This window comes from Mycobacterium sp., from assembly GCF_040398885.1.
GTDB lineage: Bacteria > Actinomycetota > Actinomycetes > Mycobacteriales > Mycobacteriaceae > Mycobacterium.
Window position 1 is genome coordinate 24,157 of record NZ_JBBATF010000006.1, and the last position, 15,944, is coordinate 40,100.

General features: G+C 70.6%; 14 protein-coding genes. 4 read left to right on the plus strand and 10 right to left on the minus strand.

Features of this window, described 5'->3' with window-relative positions; genetic code table 11:
* Nucleotides 1–9: 9 nt before the first annotated feature.
* Complete coding sequence (locus ADBZ5U_RS01215) at nt 10–762, plus strand: DUF4191 family protein (RefSeq protein WP_526261527.1); 753 nt, start codon at nt 10–12, stop codon at nt 760–762.
* On the opposite strand, the gene ADBZ5U_RS01220 is transcribed toward ADBZ5U_RS01215, so the two are convergent.
* Both ADBZ5U_RS01220 and ADBZ5U_RS01225 read right to left on the minus strand, forming a co-directional pair.
* Complete coding sequence (locus ADBZ5U_RS01220) at nt 759–1,670, minus strand: type IV toxin-antitoxin system AbiEi family antitoxin (protein WP_526261529.1); 912 nt, start codon at nt 1,668–1,670, stop codon at nt 759–761. The two genes, ADBZ5U_RS01215 and ADBZ5U_RS01220, sit on opposite strands and share 4 nt — an antisense overlap.
* A 111-nt stretch (nt 1,671–1,781) precedes the next feature.
* Nucleotides 1,782–2,240: an RDD family protein gene (locus ADBZ5U_RS01225; RefSeq protein ID WP_526261531.1), complete on the minus strand. Its 459-nt coding sequence runs from the start codon at nt 2,238–2,240 to the stop codon at nt 1,782–1,784.
* A 151-nt stretch (nt 2,241–2,391) separates the two neighbouring features.
* Between ADBZ5U_RS01225 and glnA the strand changes: the two genes are divergently transcribed.
* On the plus strand, nt 2,392–3,831 hold the full coding sequence (gene glnA, locus ADBZ5U_RS01230; protein WP_526261533.1) for a type I glutamate--ammonia ligase: 1,440 nt from the start codon (nt 2,392–2,394) through the stop codon (nt 3,829–3,831).
* Nucleotides 3,832–4,273: 442 nt separating this feature from the next.
* On the plus strand, nt 4,274–4,585 hold the full coding sequence (locus ADBZ5U_RS01235; RefSeq protein WP_526261535.1) for a VanZ family protein: 312 nt from the start codon (nt 4,274–4,276) through the stop codon (nt 4,583–4,585).
* A gap of 18 nt (nt 4,586–4,603) precedes the next feature.
* Here ADBZ5U_RS01235 and ADBZ5U_RS01240 read toward each other — a convergent pair whose 3' ends face one another.
* The 4 genes from ADBZ5U_RS01240 to ADBZ5U_RS01255 form a co-directional block, all read right to left on the minus strand.
* Entirely contained in the window at nt 4,604–5,245 is a 642-nt protein-coding gene (locus tag ADBZ5U_RS01240) for a carbonic anhydrase (RefSeq protein WP_526261537.1), read from the minus strand.
* 49 nt (nt 5,246–5,294) lie between these two features.
* Nucleotides 5,295–5,594 carry a P-II family nitrogen regulator gene (locus ADBZ5U_RS01245; protein WP_526261539.1) on the minus strand — a complete coding sequence of 100 codons (300 nt, stop codon included), beginning with the start codon at nt 5,592–5,594 and terminating at the stop codon, nt 5,295–5,297.
* Nucleotides 5,595–5,659: 65 nt separating this feature from the next.
* Complete coding sequence (locus ADBZ5U_RS01250) at nt 5,660–8,236, minus strand: putative inorganic carbon transporter subunit DabA (RefSeq protein WP_526261541.1); 2,577 nt, start codon at nt 8,234–8,236, stop codon at nt 5,660–5,662.
* Nucleotides 8,233–9,759, minus strand: coding sequence for a proton-conducting transporter transmembrane domain-containing protein (locus ADBZ5U_RS01255; RefSeq protein WP_526261543.1), 1,527 nt, complete (start codon nt 9,757–9,759; stop codon nt 8,233–8,235). Before ADBZ5U_RS01255 ends, ADBZ5U_RS01250 begins: the two co-directional genes overlap by 4 nt.
* A 46-nt stretch (nt 9,760–9,805) precedes the next feature.
* Here ADBZ5U_RS01255 and ADBZ5U_RS01260 point away from each other — a divergent pair, with 46 nt between their 5' ends.
* The gene (locus ADBZ5U_RS01260) at nt 9,806–10,717 is read left to right on the plus strand and encodes a DUF6671 family protein (RefSeq protein ID WP_526261545.1); all 912 of its coding nucleotides are present in this window, start codon (nt 9,806–9,808) and stop codon (nt 10,715–10,717) included.
* A gap of 4 nt (nt 10,718–10,721) precedes the next feature.
* On the opposite strand, the gene ADBZ5U_RS01265 is transcribed toward ADBZ5U_RS01260, so the two are convergent.
* The 4 genes from ADBZ5U_RS01265 to ADBZ5U_RS01280 form a co-directional block, all read right to left on the minus strand.
* Entirely contained in the window at nt 10,722–11,576 is an 855-nt protein-coding gene (locus tag ADBZ5U_RS01265; RefSeq protein ID WP_526261547.1) for a TIGR03619 family F420-dependent LLM class oxidoreductase, read from the minus strand.
* The gene (locus tag ADBZ5U_RS01270) at nt 11,573–12,217 is read right to left on the minus strand and encodes a PaaI family thioesterase (protein ID WP_526261549.1); all 645 of its coding nucleotides are present in this window, start codon (nt 12,215–12,217) and stop codon (nt 11,573–11,575) included. Before ADBZ5U_RS01270 ends, ADBZ5U_RS01265 begins: the two co-directional genes overlap by 4 nt.
* Nucleotide 12,218: 1 nt before the next feature.
* On the minus strand, nt 12,219–15,182 hold the full coding sequence (locus tag ADBZ5U_RS01275; RefSeq protein ID WP_526261551.1) for a bifunctional [glutamine synthetase] adenylyltransferase/[glutamine synthetase]-adenylyl-L-tyrosine phosphorylase: 2,964 nt from the start codon (nt 15,180–15,182) through the stop codon (nt 12,219–12,221).
* A 28-nt stretch (nt 15,183–15,210) separates the two neighbouring features.
* Nucleotides 15,211–15,944: glutamine synthetase family protein (locus ADBZ5U_RS01280; protein ID WP_526261553.1), on the minus strand; the 734-nt coding region annotated here is incomplete at its 5' end.

The window sequence follows — 15,944 nt, forward strand, 5'->3', positions numbered from 1 at the left end:
TGAACAGCTATGGCGAAGACCCGCACCCCGGAACAACTCAAGGCCGCCAAGAAGGAAGCCAAGGCCGCCTCCAAGGCCGCCTCCAAGCAGCGCCGTGCGCAACTGTGGCAGGCCTTCCAGATGCAGCGCAAAGAGGACAGCCGGTTGCTGCCCTACATGGTGGGCGCGTTCCTACTGGTGGTGGCAGCCTCGGTGGGCCTCGGCCTCCTGATCGGCGGCTTCACCAAGTGGCTGTTCATCGCCCTGGGGATCGTGCTGGGCGTGCTGGTCGCATTCATCGTCTTCGGGCGGAGAGCGCAGAAGTCCATCTACCGCAAAGCCGAAGGCCAGGCCGGGGCCGGCGCGTGGGTGCTGGAGAACATGCGCGGCAAGTGGCGGGTCACCAAGACCGTCGCCGTCAACGGCAGTTTCGACGCGGTGCATCGGGTCGTCGGCCGACCGGGTGTGATCTTCGTCGGCGAGGGATCGCCGGCGCGGGTCAAGCCGCTGCTGGCCCAGGAGAAGAAGCGCACCGCCCGCCTCGTCGGTGAAGTGCCGATCTACGACGTCATCATCGGCGACGGCGACGGCGAGGTGCCGCTCGCCAAGCTGGAGCGCCACCTGAACAAGCTGCCGACCAACATCACCACCAAGAAGATGGACGACCTGGAGTCCAGGCTCACCGCGCTGGGAACCAGGAAGGGTCCGGTCGCCATGCCCAAGGGGCCGCTGCCCCCCCAGGCGAAGATGCGCGGGGTGCAGCGCAGCGTTCGCCGCCGCTAGATTTCCTGCCGTCGAGTGCGCGTTGACGCAGGCTTTGTGCAAGTAGCGGCCTGCCAGGCCGCGCACTCGATGAAGTCACGCGGCACCCCGGCATTCGCGACCCGCGCGGCGACGTCCTCGCGACGGTGTCCGGCCAGGACTCTGATCCGCCGCCAGCCGAGTCCGTCGATGTGTTCCGACCGGAGCACATCACTGCGGTACTGCGTCGGATCCGAACGGTGCTGCTCCCCGTCGTACTCGACCGCAACCATGTACTCCGGCCATCCCATGTCGAGGTAGTACCGGGAATAGCCGTCCGGGGCCAGTATCGGAATCTGGGTCTGCGGGCGCGGGAAGCCGGCCTCGATAAGCACCATTCGCAGCCAGGTCTCCTTGGGCGACTGCGCGCCGGCGTCGACGAAAATCAACAGGCCGGGGACGCGGCGCCGTCCGCGGACCCTGGGATGTGCTTCGAGCACGGCCAGGACGTCCTCGTCAGCGAATCGCGTTGCGCGAGCCAGGGCGTCGAGGCGCTCGAGCGCCACACCGCGCGGTCCGCGACGGGCGAGGTCGAAGGCTGTCCGCGCCACGGACGTGACCCGGAGCCCGCCGAGACCAGTCACCTCACCATCGAGGAGGGTGTCCCTGCCCACGACGACGCCGGCCGGCGACTTGTGCCGCGCCACGTTCAATTCGATCGGGATGTCGTCTGCGACCCATCGGGCACCGTGCATGGCCGATGCCGCCAGGCCGCACACGATGCCCTGGCGCTCGGACCACAACCATGCAGCGCCGATGCGATCCTCGACCGACGGCGGACGACCATTCGGCGTCCACACTCCCGGCAACAGCCGCCGGTGATGCGCCACCAGGCCGTGCCGGCTCACCTCACCCGCAGCCAGGGCCTCACCCGCACGGAACACCTGCACACCGGCGACGGTGTCAAAATTGGCGCGATCACCGTCTCACTCATCCACAGCCCGCGTCGAGTGCCCCTTGCGGCAGGCGAAATGCGAGCATCCGCCTGCCAGATGGGGCACTCAGCGCAGGACGACCGCCGTCCCCGTCAGCCGGTCCTGGAGTCCGCGGCCCTCGACGTCGGTGATCAGCGCCGGGATCACCGATGCGAGCAACAGACCGCGCGCCGCGGCACGGCCGGTGCCGACGTGCACCCGGTTGTCGACCGATGCGACGCGCAGCCGCAGGAGGAACTGGCCGGGGGTGAAACCGAACAACCGCACCGACAGCACCCCCATGAGGAACCAGATCAGCAGCACCGCGGTCGACAGGAAGGCGCCGCTGAACGCTCCGAGGGAAAGTCCCAGGCCGGCCAGCCCGTAGGAGATGAACCAGTCCACCAGCAGCGCCGCCGCCCGGCGGACCGGCCGGGCCAGGGAACCGGGCCCCTGTTCCGGCAGGCCGAGATGCTGGCCCGGATAGCCGTCGGCAGAACTCAGCGACTGTGGGCCGGAGAGCCAGGACCCGATTTCGCGCGCCATGACCCAAGGATAGGGCGTGGGACGACGTGTAACGTCAGGGAAACATTGGCTTGACGGACGTGCAACATCGGCTCCCTACCGTCAGGCCGGGTCAGGGACGCCCCACCCCACAGGACATGCGAAAAAGCAGGCTGCACAAAAGGAGTAACACGTGGCGAAGCATCAGTCGGCCGACGACATCTTCAAGCTGATCAAGGACGAGAAGGTCGAGTACGTCGATATCCGGTTCTGCGACCTGCCCGGTGTGGTCCAGCACTTCTCCATCCCGGCCTCGGCCTTCGACGAGAGCGTCTTCGAGGACGGCCTGGCGTTCGACGGCTCCTCGGTGCGCGGGTTCCAGTCCATCCACGAATCCGACATGATGCTGCTGCCGGACCCCGACACCGCCCGGATCGACCCGTTCCGGGCGGCCAAGACGCTCAACCTGAACTTCTTCGTGCACGACCCGTTCACCCGGGAGCCCTACTCGCGCGATCCCCGCAACGTCGCCCGCAAGGCGGAGAACTACCTGGCGTCCACCGGCATCGCCGACACCGCCTTCTTCGGCGCCGAAGCCGAGTTCTACATCTTCGACTCGGTGGCCTTCGACTCGAAGATGAACGGCACCTTCTACGAGGTCGACTCGGAGTCGGGCTGGTGGAACTCCGGTGAGCCGTTCGAGGCCGACGGCAGCGCCAACCGCGGCTACAAGGTCCGCCCGAAGGGTGGCTACTTCCCCGTCGCCCCGTATGACCACTACGTCGACCTTCGCGACGAGATGTCGACGAATCTGATCAACGCCGGCTTCACCCTCGAGCGTGGCCACCACGAGGTGGGCACCGCCGGGCAGGCCGAGATCAACTACAAGTTCGACACCCTGTTGCACGCCGCCGATGACGTGCTGCTGTTCAAGTACATCATCAAGAACACCGCCTGGCAGAACGGCAAGACCGTCACCTTCATGCCCAAGCCGCTGTTCGGCGACAACGGTTCGGGCATGCACGCCCACCAGTCGCTGTGGAAGGACGGCAAGCCGCTGTTCCACGACGAGTCCGGTTACGCGGGCCTGTCGGATATCGCCCGGCACTACATCGGCGGAATCCTGCACCACGCACCGTCGCTGCTGGCGTTCACCAACCCGACGGTGAACTCCTACAAGCGCCTGGTGCCGGGCTACGAGGCGCCGATCAACCTGGTGTACAGCCAGCGCAACCGCTCGGCCTGTGTGCGCATCCCGATCACCGGCAACAACCCGAAGGCCAAGCGTCTGGAGTTCCGCTGCCCGGACAGCTCGGGCAACCCGTACCTGGCGTTCGCGGCCATGCTGATGGCCGGGATCGACGGCATCAAGAAGAAGATCGAACCACTGGCCCCGATCGACAAGGATCTCTACGAGTTGCCGCCCGACGAGGCCGCCAACATCCCGCAGGCGCCGACGTCGCTGGCGGCGGTCATCGACCGACTCGAGGCCGACCACGACTACCTCACCGAGGGCGGGGTGTTCACCTCCGACCTGATCGAGACCTGGATCTCCTACAAGCGGGAGAACGAGATCATGCCGATCCAGATCCGGCCGCACCCGTACGAGTTCGCGCTGTACTACGACGTGTGACCCGGTTAACCCGCTGACCCGGGACGAGTCCATCCGCCCGGCGATCACGACACCGATTGCCGCCCGGGTGGACTCGTCCGCCGGTCCAATTTGACGCATACGAAACCGCTGCGGTAACTTCCGAAACCGGGGTCGGCCGAGAAGGCCGCAGTTCGGGGGGAAGGACGTAATGGGGTGGATCGTTCGCTGGCTTTGGCAGTGACCAGGACGCGACTGGCGCAGACCGCGGGCTTGATGCGGGCGTCGATGCGTGAGGATCCCGATGACCGTGAGCCACTCGGGAGGGCCGTGCGTCTGGTCGACGAGGCGCACGCCATCGTCGACGGACTCGGGCGGGAGTTCCGGTGGAGATCGGGAGACCCTGTTCTCTCGCCTTAGACCGCCCACCCGCCGCCGACGTGCCCTGCTGCTCTGGTTCGCCCTGGGCTGCTGGGCCTGCGCGGTGCTGTGGCTGTCATCGCTGAGCCCGGAGGAGTTGCCCGACTCGGCGTTCCGGTTCTGGGACAAGGCGAACCACTTCGCGGCGTTCACCCTCGGCGGGTGGCTGGCCGCGACCGCGTTGCACACCTCCGGACCACGGGCCGGCGGCCGCCGAGTCATCGCCTCGGCGGTTCTGCTCCTCGCCGGATTCGGGGCCCTCGACGAGACGCTGCAGACCCTGACCCCCGGGCGGACCGGCGCCGACCTCGCCGACTGGACGGCCGACGTCCTGGGCGCACTGGCCGGTGCAACGCTGAGCCGACGGGTTCGGTGAAGCCGCCCGGCGGCCGGCTCAGACGCACTCCAGCAGGTCACCTTCCACTTCGCCGACCGCCCCGACGGTCGCCTGGGCGATGATCCTGCCGTCGGTGGGACTCGTTGTGGCGCAGACGATTGCGCACCGGCCCGCGTCGACGCGACGGGCGATCACCGGTGAGCGCTCCAGCAGCGACAAGCCTGTCTCGACGATGTGCGCCGAGGTCACCGCCTCGACGGAGTCCGCTGCCGCGCCGCGCCGGACGATGGAACCGATCGCGTGTTCGACCACGGTTCGGGTGGCGCCGTCCGGAATCACGGCCTCCTTCCAGGCCCGCATCGCGGTGCCCATCGCGTGGCAGTCGTGATGTCCCAGGACCACGATCAGCGCGACCCCGCGGGTCTCGACGGCGTATTCCAGACTGGCGATCACGCCGCTGTCGAGGACGTGGCCCCAGGTGCTGACGTCGATCAGCGTGCCCCGGCCCTGGCCGAAGACCAGTTCGCTGGGCACCGTGGTGTCCGCGCAGCGGAACACCGCGGCGAGGGGACGTTCGTCCCCGTCGCGGTGACCCCCGACGGGCACGTAGCGCTCGTTGCCGGCCCGCAGGCGCTGCCAGGCAACCAGCGGATCGGACGACAGTGAGGGCGTGGCGGGTGACGGTGTGGAGACGGACATTGCGGTGTTTCCTTTCTCGTTGTGAACTCTTGGGCGCCGGCGGTGAGGGTCAGCTGAAGTAATCCGGCCGGCTGACGAACGTCTCGGTGACGAACATGACCCCCGAGGAGGCGTCGAGCAGTGGACGCAGGCCGGCCAGCAGGGCATCGGCCCTGCCGGCTGGGACCACCGTGATGATCAGCTCCAGTGCGGCCTGCTGGTTGAACAGCAGTCGTCCCTGGTGGTAGCCGTGATGGCCGAGCCCGGAGACCCCTGACAGGCTGGTGTAGCCGGTGGCGCCGACGCTCTGGATGAGCTCGCGCACCGCGGGCGCGTCACTCCCCGAGACGACTACCTCGACCTTGGTCATCCTGGTCAGGGTCGGCACGGATGACGCGGGCGACGACGACGCCGGCGATGCTGATGTGGGCGTGGTCATGAAACCATCTCCTCGTTGTGTGTGGGGTGGGTGTTTTCGTTTCCGTTCGTTTCCGTCCAGGACTTCCATCCGGCGCGGGTCCAGCGCTGCCATGGCCGACCGGAATCCTCCCGGGCTGCGAGGGCGACCCAGTCGTTTCCGAAAAGCTGCTGCAGCAACGGGTTTCGCTCGACGATCATGTCGATGCGGTCCAGCGGCGCCTGCACCACCGCGAGCAGCCGCATCGGCTCGTGCAGCGGCCGATCGCCGTCGGACACCGACTGCCAGGGCAGGCCCAGCTGGAGGTCTCCGCTGTGCCCGGAGATGACGCCGACCGTGCCGACCACGTTGTGGATGGTCTTCGTCCCGGCGCCGAACACCCGCGGTGCCACGGTGGAGAAGTAGTACTGGCAGTTGATCCACTGCGCGACCACCAGCGGTGCGGTCAAGATGGTCTCCAGCGCCGACCCGTCGGTGTCCACCGATGCCTCGTAGGAATGCAGGAATGTCCTGCGCCCCAGGTCGATTCCGCGGGTCACCGCGCGGGGTGCGACGATGAACGCCGCGTTGCCGGCCAGGCCCCATTCCGGATAGACCTGGGCCCAGTCCGAGGATCGGGTGGCGACGTGCCGGGCGGCCCGCCGGGGCGCCAGCCCGCGACCGGCGCCCGGAAGCGCCGCGCACCGTTCGGCCGCCAGTGCCGATCCGGCCCGCCTGAGGTCGCGGTCGAGGCGGTCGAGGTCGGAACGATACCCGGCCGGGATCAGGTGCCGGTCGAGCAGCGTGATGCGGTCCGCCGCGGTGTCGTGCTGGGCGGCGACGAACAGGGTCTCGGCCGGGATGTCGATACCCAGGCCGCTCAGGCCGGCCCGGACCTCGGGCCGGTTGAGGATCGCCACCGCGGTGCGGGCGTTGGGAGCACCGGCCTGCCCGCCGCAGGCGCCGCAGTCCAGCGAGGCCTGATAGGGGTTGTTCTCGGTGGTGCTGCCGTGCGCGCAGAGCACCACCAGCCGGCTGAACCCCCGGGTCAGGCCCATGGTGGTCAACGCGACCTGGGCGAACAGCACTTGATCGCCGTGGTGCATCCCGGCCAGGTCGATCACCGTGGGCGCATCCGGCGCCACCGCGTCGCGAAGGCGCCGACGGACGCCGGCGCTCAGGGCCGGGGCCAGCGTCTTGGCCGCCGACAGCGGCGCCGCCGCCCATCCGGCCGCCTCGGCCAGGGCGAAGGGCGCGGCGAAGGCCTCCTTGGCCGTGTGGAAAGCCGACTCCGCGCCGGCCAGTCCGGCCATACCCGCCACCCGCCGGGCCGCGACCTGGTCGGCGCCGGGTGCCGGCGTCTCGGCGACGTCGTGGTTCGGCGCGATCAGCACCGGGCACAGGTCCTGCGCCGCACCGCCGAGGACGTCGGTGTAGCGGATGGCGACCGCGAAGAAGCCCGCGAAGCCCAGGGTGTCATAGCCGCCGAGTGATTCCAGATGCCGGCGCAGTCCTTCGGAGCGGGTGTCGATGCAGGTGACCACATGGGTGTGCGCGGCCACCGCCGGCCCCTCCGGGGCGGCCAGCGCGGCCAGTAGCCCGTCGCGGTAGCGCGCCTCGAAAGCGTTCTGCCACAACATTTCCCGGGCAGTCACCGGCAGCGCGGTCAGCACCCGGGCCGCCGCGGACAACTCCGCGCCGGTGACCGGCCCAGCACCCAGGACCGCACTCAGGTGAGCGGCGCGCCGGCGGGCCGACGGGATGCCGGCCCGCTCCCCGGGCCGGACCGCGGTTCCGCGGCCGCGATGATGGGCCAGCAGCACAGACTCGTAGGTCAACCGCATTGCCAGGTAGTCCAGGACGTCGATCCCGGCGTCGCGGCCGGCGCACCACTGCGCGTGCGCCGCCCACCCGGGCATCCGGGTCAGATGCGCCTGCAGATACACGATCCGGTCGTCGTCGCCGACGCCGATCCGCGCCAGCGCGGCCAGCACGGCATCGTCCGCGCGGTCAGCGGCGCGCGCCAGGTCCTTGCGCGCCGCCCGGGAAACTGTGCGGTCGGCCGGCGCCAGTGCCCGCCAGGCCGGGTAGAAACCGTTCTCCCGACCGGGCATCGGCCAGGCCGCGGCGCCGAAGAAGGCGGCGCACCACTTCGAGGTCTGCGCGTCGACCGCTTCGGCGACCGCCGGGGCCTGTTCCTCGGAGCGGGTGACGAAGCGGCGCTCGGGTTTCGGGCCGCCGAGCCCGTGCAGCATGTCGGCACGCAGCAGTTCCAGCGGGCTGACCAACCGGTGGCCGATGCGCAGTTCCGGTTCCCGCGAGACGCCGGGGTAGCGCAGCACCAGCGCCCGGTCGAGGTCGTCGTCGCCGATCCGGCCCTCCTCGTGCAGCCCGCGGAAGGTCGGCTCGTCCAGGGTTCCGGGCATGCCGTAAAGGTCACCCGCCCGGCGGACCGCCTGCTCGAACGGCAGGCCCTCCAGTCCGGCCAGCGGGTTCACCGCGATGAAGGTCTCCACCGGGTAGTGGGTCGGCACCACCCGGGCGGCAAGGCTGACGTCGGCCCGCAGCCTCGCGCGCTGGGCGTCGGGTGATGCTTGCGCGGCTGTGGCGGTCATGAATGGGCTCCTGTCAGTTGCGCGGATGAGGACTGGCGGGCGGGTATGTGTCCGGCGGCCAGGGCGCTGGTGTAGAGCGCACGGCGCAACCGCTCGGCCGCCGGGGCCTTCCTGGCCAGCGCCAGCGCGCCGAGCGTCAGGGCGGCGCCGGCCGTGACCAGCCACACGGATTCGGCGGACGTCGTCGCGGGCGGCAGTGCCGGTGCGAGGAACCCGCCGACCCCGTTGACGATCGCGACATAGGCCACCGCGGCGGGAATCAGGAACGCCGCGCCCGACAGGGCGCCGGCCGACCCGGGACGACGCTGCAGCCAGCCCCAGGTGACGGCGGCGCCGGTGACCCAGGCGAAGATCAGCAGCGCCTGCTCGGCGGCGTGGTCACCGGGTGCCAGCGGGACCAGGTACAGCCCGGTCGCCAGCGCGGCGGCGGGCAGCACCAGCGCGGCCGCGGCGTGCGCGAGGGTCTGCCGGCGGGTCGGGCCGGCGGTCGGCGGCAGGGTGTCGTGGCGCCGCTGACTCGCGATCGCCGAACCCGAGGACAGGAACAGCGTGGCCTTGTAGAAGCCGTGTGCCACCAGGTGGATCACCGCCGCGGCCCACAGGCCCAGGCCGCAGGTGAGGATCATGAAACCCATCTGCGCCGTCGTCGAGTGCGCCAGGGCGCCCTTGACGTCGGGCTTGACCAGCATGATCGCCGCTCCGTAGACCATGGTGGCCGCGCCGGCGGCGACGGTCAGCGCCCGGGCCGGGTCGTCGGTGGCCAGCGGCGCCATCCGGATCAGCAGGATGCCACCGGCGTTGACCACGCCGGCGTGCAGCAGGGCCGAGACCGGCGTCGGGGCGGCCAGGGTGGCCGGCAGCCACCGGTGGAAGGGGATCTGGGCCGACCGGGACAGCGCGGCCAGCACCACCAGCACCCCGAGGACCGGGACCGCCGGCCCGCTCAGGCCGCTGTCGCGGAGATCGACACGTCCCCAGGTGGCGCTGGCGGTCGCGACCGCCGCCCACAGTGCCAGGTCGCCGACGAGGAAGGCGGCCGCAGTCCGGCGCACGCCGTCGCGCGCCGCCGGCAGGTGCCAGTAGGTGCCCAGCAGCAGGCACAGCGCGACTCCGGCCAGTGTCCAGCAGACCGCCAGGGTGACCAGCGTGGCGGCGGTCACCAGACCGGCCGAGGCAGCGGTGAGCAGACCCGCTCCCCCGGCGAACCAGGCGGCCCGCGGATCGCCGGTGAGGTAGCGGACCGCGAAGGCCTGGGTGATGGCGCTGACTCCGAAGACCAGCAGCAGCAGGACCGCGGCCAACCGATCCACCGCGAATTCACCGCCGGCCAGGGTCACCGCGACGCTGTGCTCGTTGCCGGCGCCGACCGCCAGCGCCACCGCGCCGAGGAAGCCGGTCGCGGCCGCGATCGCCCCGGCCCGGCACATACGCCGCCCCGACCGTCGGCCGGCGAGGAACGCCACGGCGGCGACGACCGCCGGTGCGGCCAGGATCAGCGCCAGCACGCTCTGCGAGTTCAACATGCGATTCAGATTACCGGTGTTCTAGAACGTATGTCAAACTTCGGGAATGAAGATTCCCGCTTTTGGTTTCAATGCCGTGGGCCGGGCGGGCGAATCCGCCGACCCGCCCCGGCGTCACGAGGGCCCCTATCGGGGCCGGTTGATCGCCGTCGGGACCCGGCACGGTAAGCAGCGCCAATTCGCGCCGGCCTTCCGCACCATCCTGGGCGCGGCCCTGGTCACACCGCGTGACCTGGACACCGACCGGCTCGGCACCTTCACCGGCGAGGTGGTGCGAACCGAATCGGCGGTGCACGCGGCCCGCGCCAAGACGCGGCTGGCCATGGACGCCACCGGACTCCCCTACGGCCTGGCCAGCGAGGCCAGTTACGGGGTGTTGCCGGGCGGATGGTGCGGACACGAGGAGATCCTGCTGTTCTGCGACGACGTCCTGGGGATCGAAGTGCTCGTGGGCAACCGCACCGCATCGGTTCCGGGCCTGAGCCACCGGGTGGCGGACGCCGCCGATCTGCCGGCCGCGATCCTGGCCGGCCTACCGGACCAGGCGCTGACCGTGCGGCCCTGGGTCCCGGGCCCGGACGGCGGCACCGCACCGGTCAAGGGGATCACCGACGACGCCGCGTTGTCCGCGGCGGTCGCCGCGGCGGCGGCGCGCTCCGCCGAGGGCCTTGCCGTGGTCGAGCCGGACCTGCGTGCGCACCGCAACCCGAGCCGGCGGCGGGTGCTGACCCGGTTGGCGGAGACGCTGGCCGCGCGGCTGGCCACCGCCTGTCCGGGTTGCGACGCACCGGGATTCGGCAGAGTGGGCGCCGAACCGGGCCTGCCCTGCCGCCTGTGCGGGACCCCGACACCTCTGCTGCACAACGAGATTCACGGCTGCGCCGCCTGCCCGCACCAGATGACCCGCCCGGTGCCGGGCGGCGCCGATCCGGCGGTGTGCCCGTCCTGCAACCCGTGAGACCTCAGAAGTCCAGGGCGTCGCGGAATCGGCGCATCCCGTCGATCTTCTCCGACGTCGATGCGGTGGGACCGGAGAAGTACATCCACGGCATGGTCAGGACAGCGGTGATGCCGGCGGCGGCGGCTCGCTCGAAGTGCTCCGGCAGGAAGGCGTCGGTCAACGGGGTGATGACGGTGAACCCGTCCATCGACAGGTCGCGTCGCGCCCGGATCTCGCGAATGCGGTCCACCGAGGCGATCGCCTGCTCCAGGCCGATCAGGTCGCCGATCCAGCCGTCGTTGCGGGCGGCCCGGCGCAGGGCGATCTCGGAGAGTCCGCCCGCGTAGACCGGGATCGGCGGCGGCGTCGGCATCATCTCCAGTCGCGGCGTCCGGTAGAACTCGCCGTCGAATTCGGTCCACCCGGGCGCCCACAGCGCCTTCATCAACTCCAGCATCTCGTCGGTGCGCCTGCCGCGCCCGGCGAACGACCGGCCGAGCAGATCGAACTCCTCCTCGCACCAGCCCACGCCCACGCCGAGTTCGACCCGCCCCCCGGACAGGCAGGCCGCGGTGCCGATTGCCTTGGCCGCCGAGTACGGGTCGCGCATGGCCGGGATGTAGACGGTCGTGACGAACTTCAGCCGACGGGTGGCCTGCGACAGCGCGCCGACGAGCACCCACGGGTCTGGCCAGTCGGTGAACGGCTGCCAGCGGCGCTGCCCGTCCGGCGTGTACGGATACGGGGTCGCCAGCGTCTCCAGATTGACCACGTGGTCGGGAATCGCGATGCCCTCGTAGCCCAGCTCGTCTGCGGCCCTGGCGATCTCGACGATCTCACCGACTTCCAGGAACGCGCTGCTGACGTAGAACCTCATTGCCCGTCTCTCGCCCAGGCCGGTGTGATGAAGACCCCGTCCGCCTCGACCGTGGGTCCCCGACTGTCGCTGATCGCGCCGCGGGCGTAGGTCTTGTGACCCTCGACGCGGTCGACGCGGGCCTCGGCCCGCAGCGGTCCCAGCGGGGTGCCGCGCAGGTATCGGAGGGTGATGGTGCCGGTGAACCTCGGCTCGGTCAGTGCCCGGGTCGCCACCTCACCGAGCAACTGGTCCAGAACCAGCGCGCAGATACCACCGTGCACCAGTCCCGGCGGTCCCTCGTACACGCCGCCGAGGGTGAAATCGCTCCGGGCGGTGCCATCCGGATCGTGGTGGACCTGTATCGGCGGCGCGATCGGATTGCGCACTCCCACAGCCGGATTCGACCACACCACTGGAAGGCCGGTAGCCTCGTGCCGCGTCGCCCACCCGGTGCGCATGCGCTGGTCGCGGTTCAGCGTCGCGGTCACGGCCTCGATGGCCGCGGTCGCCGAGCGGGCGGTCTCGGCATCGACGGCGGTGTGCAGGCCGGCCTGCATCAGTTCGCGGATCGCGGTGGCCAGCGGGGCGTAACGGCGGTGCAGCTCCTCGTACTCCCGCTCGCCGATCAGCTCGATTTCGAAGTTCGCTTCGGCGTCCACCTCAGCCCCCGAAGACCTTGTTCACCACGGCTTTGGCCCGCCGGGTGACACGCAGGTAGTTGTCCAGGAACTCCCCGCCGTCGCCGTCCGGCCAACCGGCCGCGACGGCGACCGCGTTGAGCTGCCGGCCGGGGCCCGGCAGCTGGTCGGTGGGCCGGCCGCGGACCAGCACCAGCGCGTTGCGGGCCCGGGTCGCGGTCGTCCAGGCCTCCCGCAGCCGAGCAGCGTCGCCCTCGGGGACCAGCCCGGCCGCGCCGACGGCGTCCAGCGCGTGCAGTGTCGAGGTGTTGCGCAGCCCCGGAACCTCGTGGGCGTGCCGCAGTTGCAGCAACTGCACCGTCCATTCGACATCGGCCAGGCCGCCGCGGCCGAGCTTGGTGTGGGTGTTCGGGTCGGCCCCGCGGGGCAGCCGCTCGGCGTCGATACGCGCCTTGATCCGGCGGATCTCCCGCACCGCCTCCGGCGGGATCCCGCCGTCGGGGTAGCGGATCCCGTCGGCCATCGCGACGAACCGCGCACCCAACTCGGGGTCACCGGCCACCGGCCGGGCCCTCAGCAGCGCCTGCACCTCCCATGCCTGCGCCCACTGCCCGTAGTAGGCGGCGTAGGAGGCCAGAGTGCGCACCAGGGGACCGTTGCGCCCCTCGGGCCGCAGGTTCGCGTCCACCTCCAGGGGAGGGTCGTCACTGGGCGCGCCGAGCAGCGTGCGCACCTGCTCGGCGACCGTCACCGACCATTTCACCGCCCGGGTCTCGTCCGCGCCGGCCGCGGGCTCGCAGACGAACATCACGTCGGCATCCGAGCCGTAGCCCAGTTCCCCGCCGCCCAGACGCCCCATCCCGATCACCGCGATCGCCGCGGGCGCCGTGCCGTCGTCGGGGGTGTTGGCCCTGACCACCGTGTCCAGCGCGCACTGCAGCACCGCGACCCACACCGAGGTGAGCGCGGCGCACACCTGCTCGACGTCGAGCATGCCGAACAGGTCCGCGGAGGCGACCCGGGCCAGTTCCCGGCGCCGCAGCGTCCGTGCGGCGGCGATCGCCCGGCCGGGTTCGGGGTGACGGCCCGCCGAGGCCAGCAGCGCCCGGGCCACCGTCTCGGGTTCGACGTCGAGGAGCTTGGGGCCGGCCGGCCCGTCGGCGTAGGACTGGATCACCTCGGGAGCCCGCATCAGCAGTTCCGGGACGAACGCCGAGGTTCCCAGCACCCGCATCAACCGCTTGGCCACCGCGCTCTCGTCGCGCAGCGTGCTCAGATACCAGCGCTGGTCGGCCAGGGCCTCGCTGATCCGGCGGTAGGCCAGCAGACCGCTGTCCGGATCCGGGGTGTCCGACAGCCAGTCCAGCAGCCTGGGCAGCAGCACCGCCTGCACGCGCCCGCGGCGCCCACTGGAGTTCACCAGTGCGCCCAGATGGGTCAACGCGCTCTGCGGGCCCTCGTATCCCAGTGCGGCCAACTGCCTTTCGGCCGCCTCGGCCGACATCTGGGACAGCCCCATCGACGGGCCCACCGACTCCAGCAGCGGTTGGTAGAACAACTTGGCGTGCAGTTTGGAGACCCGGACGTTCTGCCGCCGCAGTTCCTCGCGCAGGACGCCGAGGGCGTCGTGGGTGCCGTCCGGCCGGATGTGAGCCGCCCGCGCAAGCCAGCGCAGCGCCTCGTCGTCGTCGGGGGCGGGCAGCAGGTGGGTGCGCTTGAGCCGCTGCAGTTGCAGTCGGTGCTCCAGCAACCGCAGGAACTCGTAGGAGGCGGTCAGATTCGCCGTGTCGTCGCGTCCCACGTAGCCGCCCGCCCCCAGCGCGGCCAGTGCGTCGACCGTCGAGGCGACGTGCAGCGAGGAGTCGGTGCGGCCGTGCACCAGTTGCAGCAACTGAACCGCGAACTCGACGTCGCGCAGCCCCCCGGGGCCGAGTTTGATCTCGCGGTCGCGAACGTCGGCCGGCACCAGGGACTCCACCCGCCGGCGCATGGCCTGCACCTCGGGGACGAAATCCTCACGCTCGCAGGCGGTCCAGACCATCGGCATCAGCGCGTCGACATAGCGCTGACCGATCTCGGCATCACCGGCGGCCGGCCGGGCCTTCAGTAACGCCTGGAACTCCCAGGTCTTGGCCCACCGCTGGTAGTAGGCGACGTGGGAGTCCAGGGTGCGCACCAGCGCGCCGGCCTTGCCCTCCGGGCGCAGTGCGGCGTCCACCTCGAAGAAGGCCTCCGAGGCCAGCCGCATCATCTCCCCCGCCACCCGGGTGGTGACCGGGTCGGCGTCCTCGCCGACGAAGATGATGTCGACGTCGCTGACGTAGTTGAGTTCCCGGGCGCCGCACTTGCCCATCGCGATCACAGCCAGCCGGGGCGGCGGATCGGACTTGCAGACGCCCGCGGCAGCCACCTGCAGCGCGGCCGCCAGCGCCGCGTCGGCCAGGTCGGACAGATGCGCGCCTACCGTGGGGAACTGCAGGACCGGCTCGTTCTCCACCGTCGGCGCCAGGTCCAGTGCGGCCAGGACCATGAGCCGGTCGCGGTAGAGGACGCGAAGCATCGGCATGACGACCGCCGGGTCCGTGCCGAATTCGGCGATGCAGTCGGAGAACTCGCGGCGCAACTCTTCGGCGTCCGGCAGGCCCACCCCGCCTTCGAGGCGGCGCCAGGCGCCGGGATTGGCGACCAGATGGTCACCGAAGGCCAACGACGAACCGAGGACCGAGAACAGCCTGCCGCGCAGTGCGGCGTCGGCAAGCAGTGCCGCATCCAGGTCCGGCCAGTCCTCGCCGAGCGCCTCGGACAGCCGGACCAGGGTGTGCAGTGCGGCATCGGCGTCGGGCGCGCGCGACAACGACCACAGCAGTTCGACGTGGGCGTCGGTGGTCCAGCCCAGCCGGTCCAGTCGCCCGGCGGCGGCCTGATCGAGCAGCCCCAGCCTGCCCACGCCCGGCACGCGGGGTCGCTCAGTCGCGGGTCCGGCCACGCCTAGAACGCTAGCCCAGGCAATCCGATCACAGAGACAGGTACTTCTTCAGCTCGAAGGGCGTGACGTTGCTGCGGTACTCCTCCCACTCCGCGCGCTTATTGCGCAGGAAGTAGTCGAAGACGTGTTCGCCCAGCGCCTCGGCGACCAGTTCGGAGTTCTCCATCTCCGACAGCGCCACCCCGAGACTCGACGGCAACTCCCGGTAGCCCATCGCGCGGCGCTCCTCGCGGGTCAGCGTCCACACGTTGTCCTCGGCCTGCGGTCCCAGCGCGTAGTTCTTCTCGATCCCGCGCAGGCCCGCGGCCAGCAGCACGGCGAACGTCAGGTAGGGATTGCATGCCGAATCCGGGCTGCGCACCTCGACCCGCCGCGAGGACGCCTTGCGCGGGGTGTACATCGGCACCCGGACCAGCGCGGAGCGGTTGGCCGCACCCCAGGACGCGGCCGTCGGGGCCTCGCCGCCGTGGACCAGTCGCTTGTAGGAGTTCACCCACTGGTTGGTGACGGCACTGATTTCGCTGGCGTGCTCGAGGATCCCGGCGATGAAGGACTTCGCGACGTCGGACAGTTGCAGGGGGTCGTCGGGACTGTGGAAGGCGTTGGTCTCACCCTCGAACAGGCTCATGTGGGTGTGCATCGCCGAGCCGGGGTACTCGGCGAACGGCTTGGGCATGAACGACGCCCGCACCCCCTCGGCCAGCGCCACCTCCTTGACGACGTAGCGGAACGTCATCACGTTGTCGGCCATCGACAGCGCGT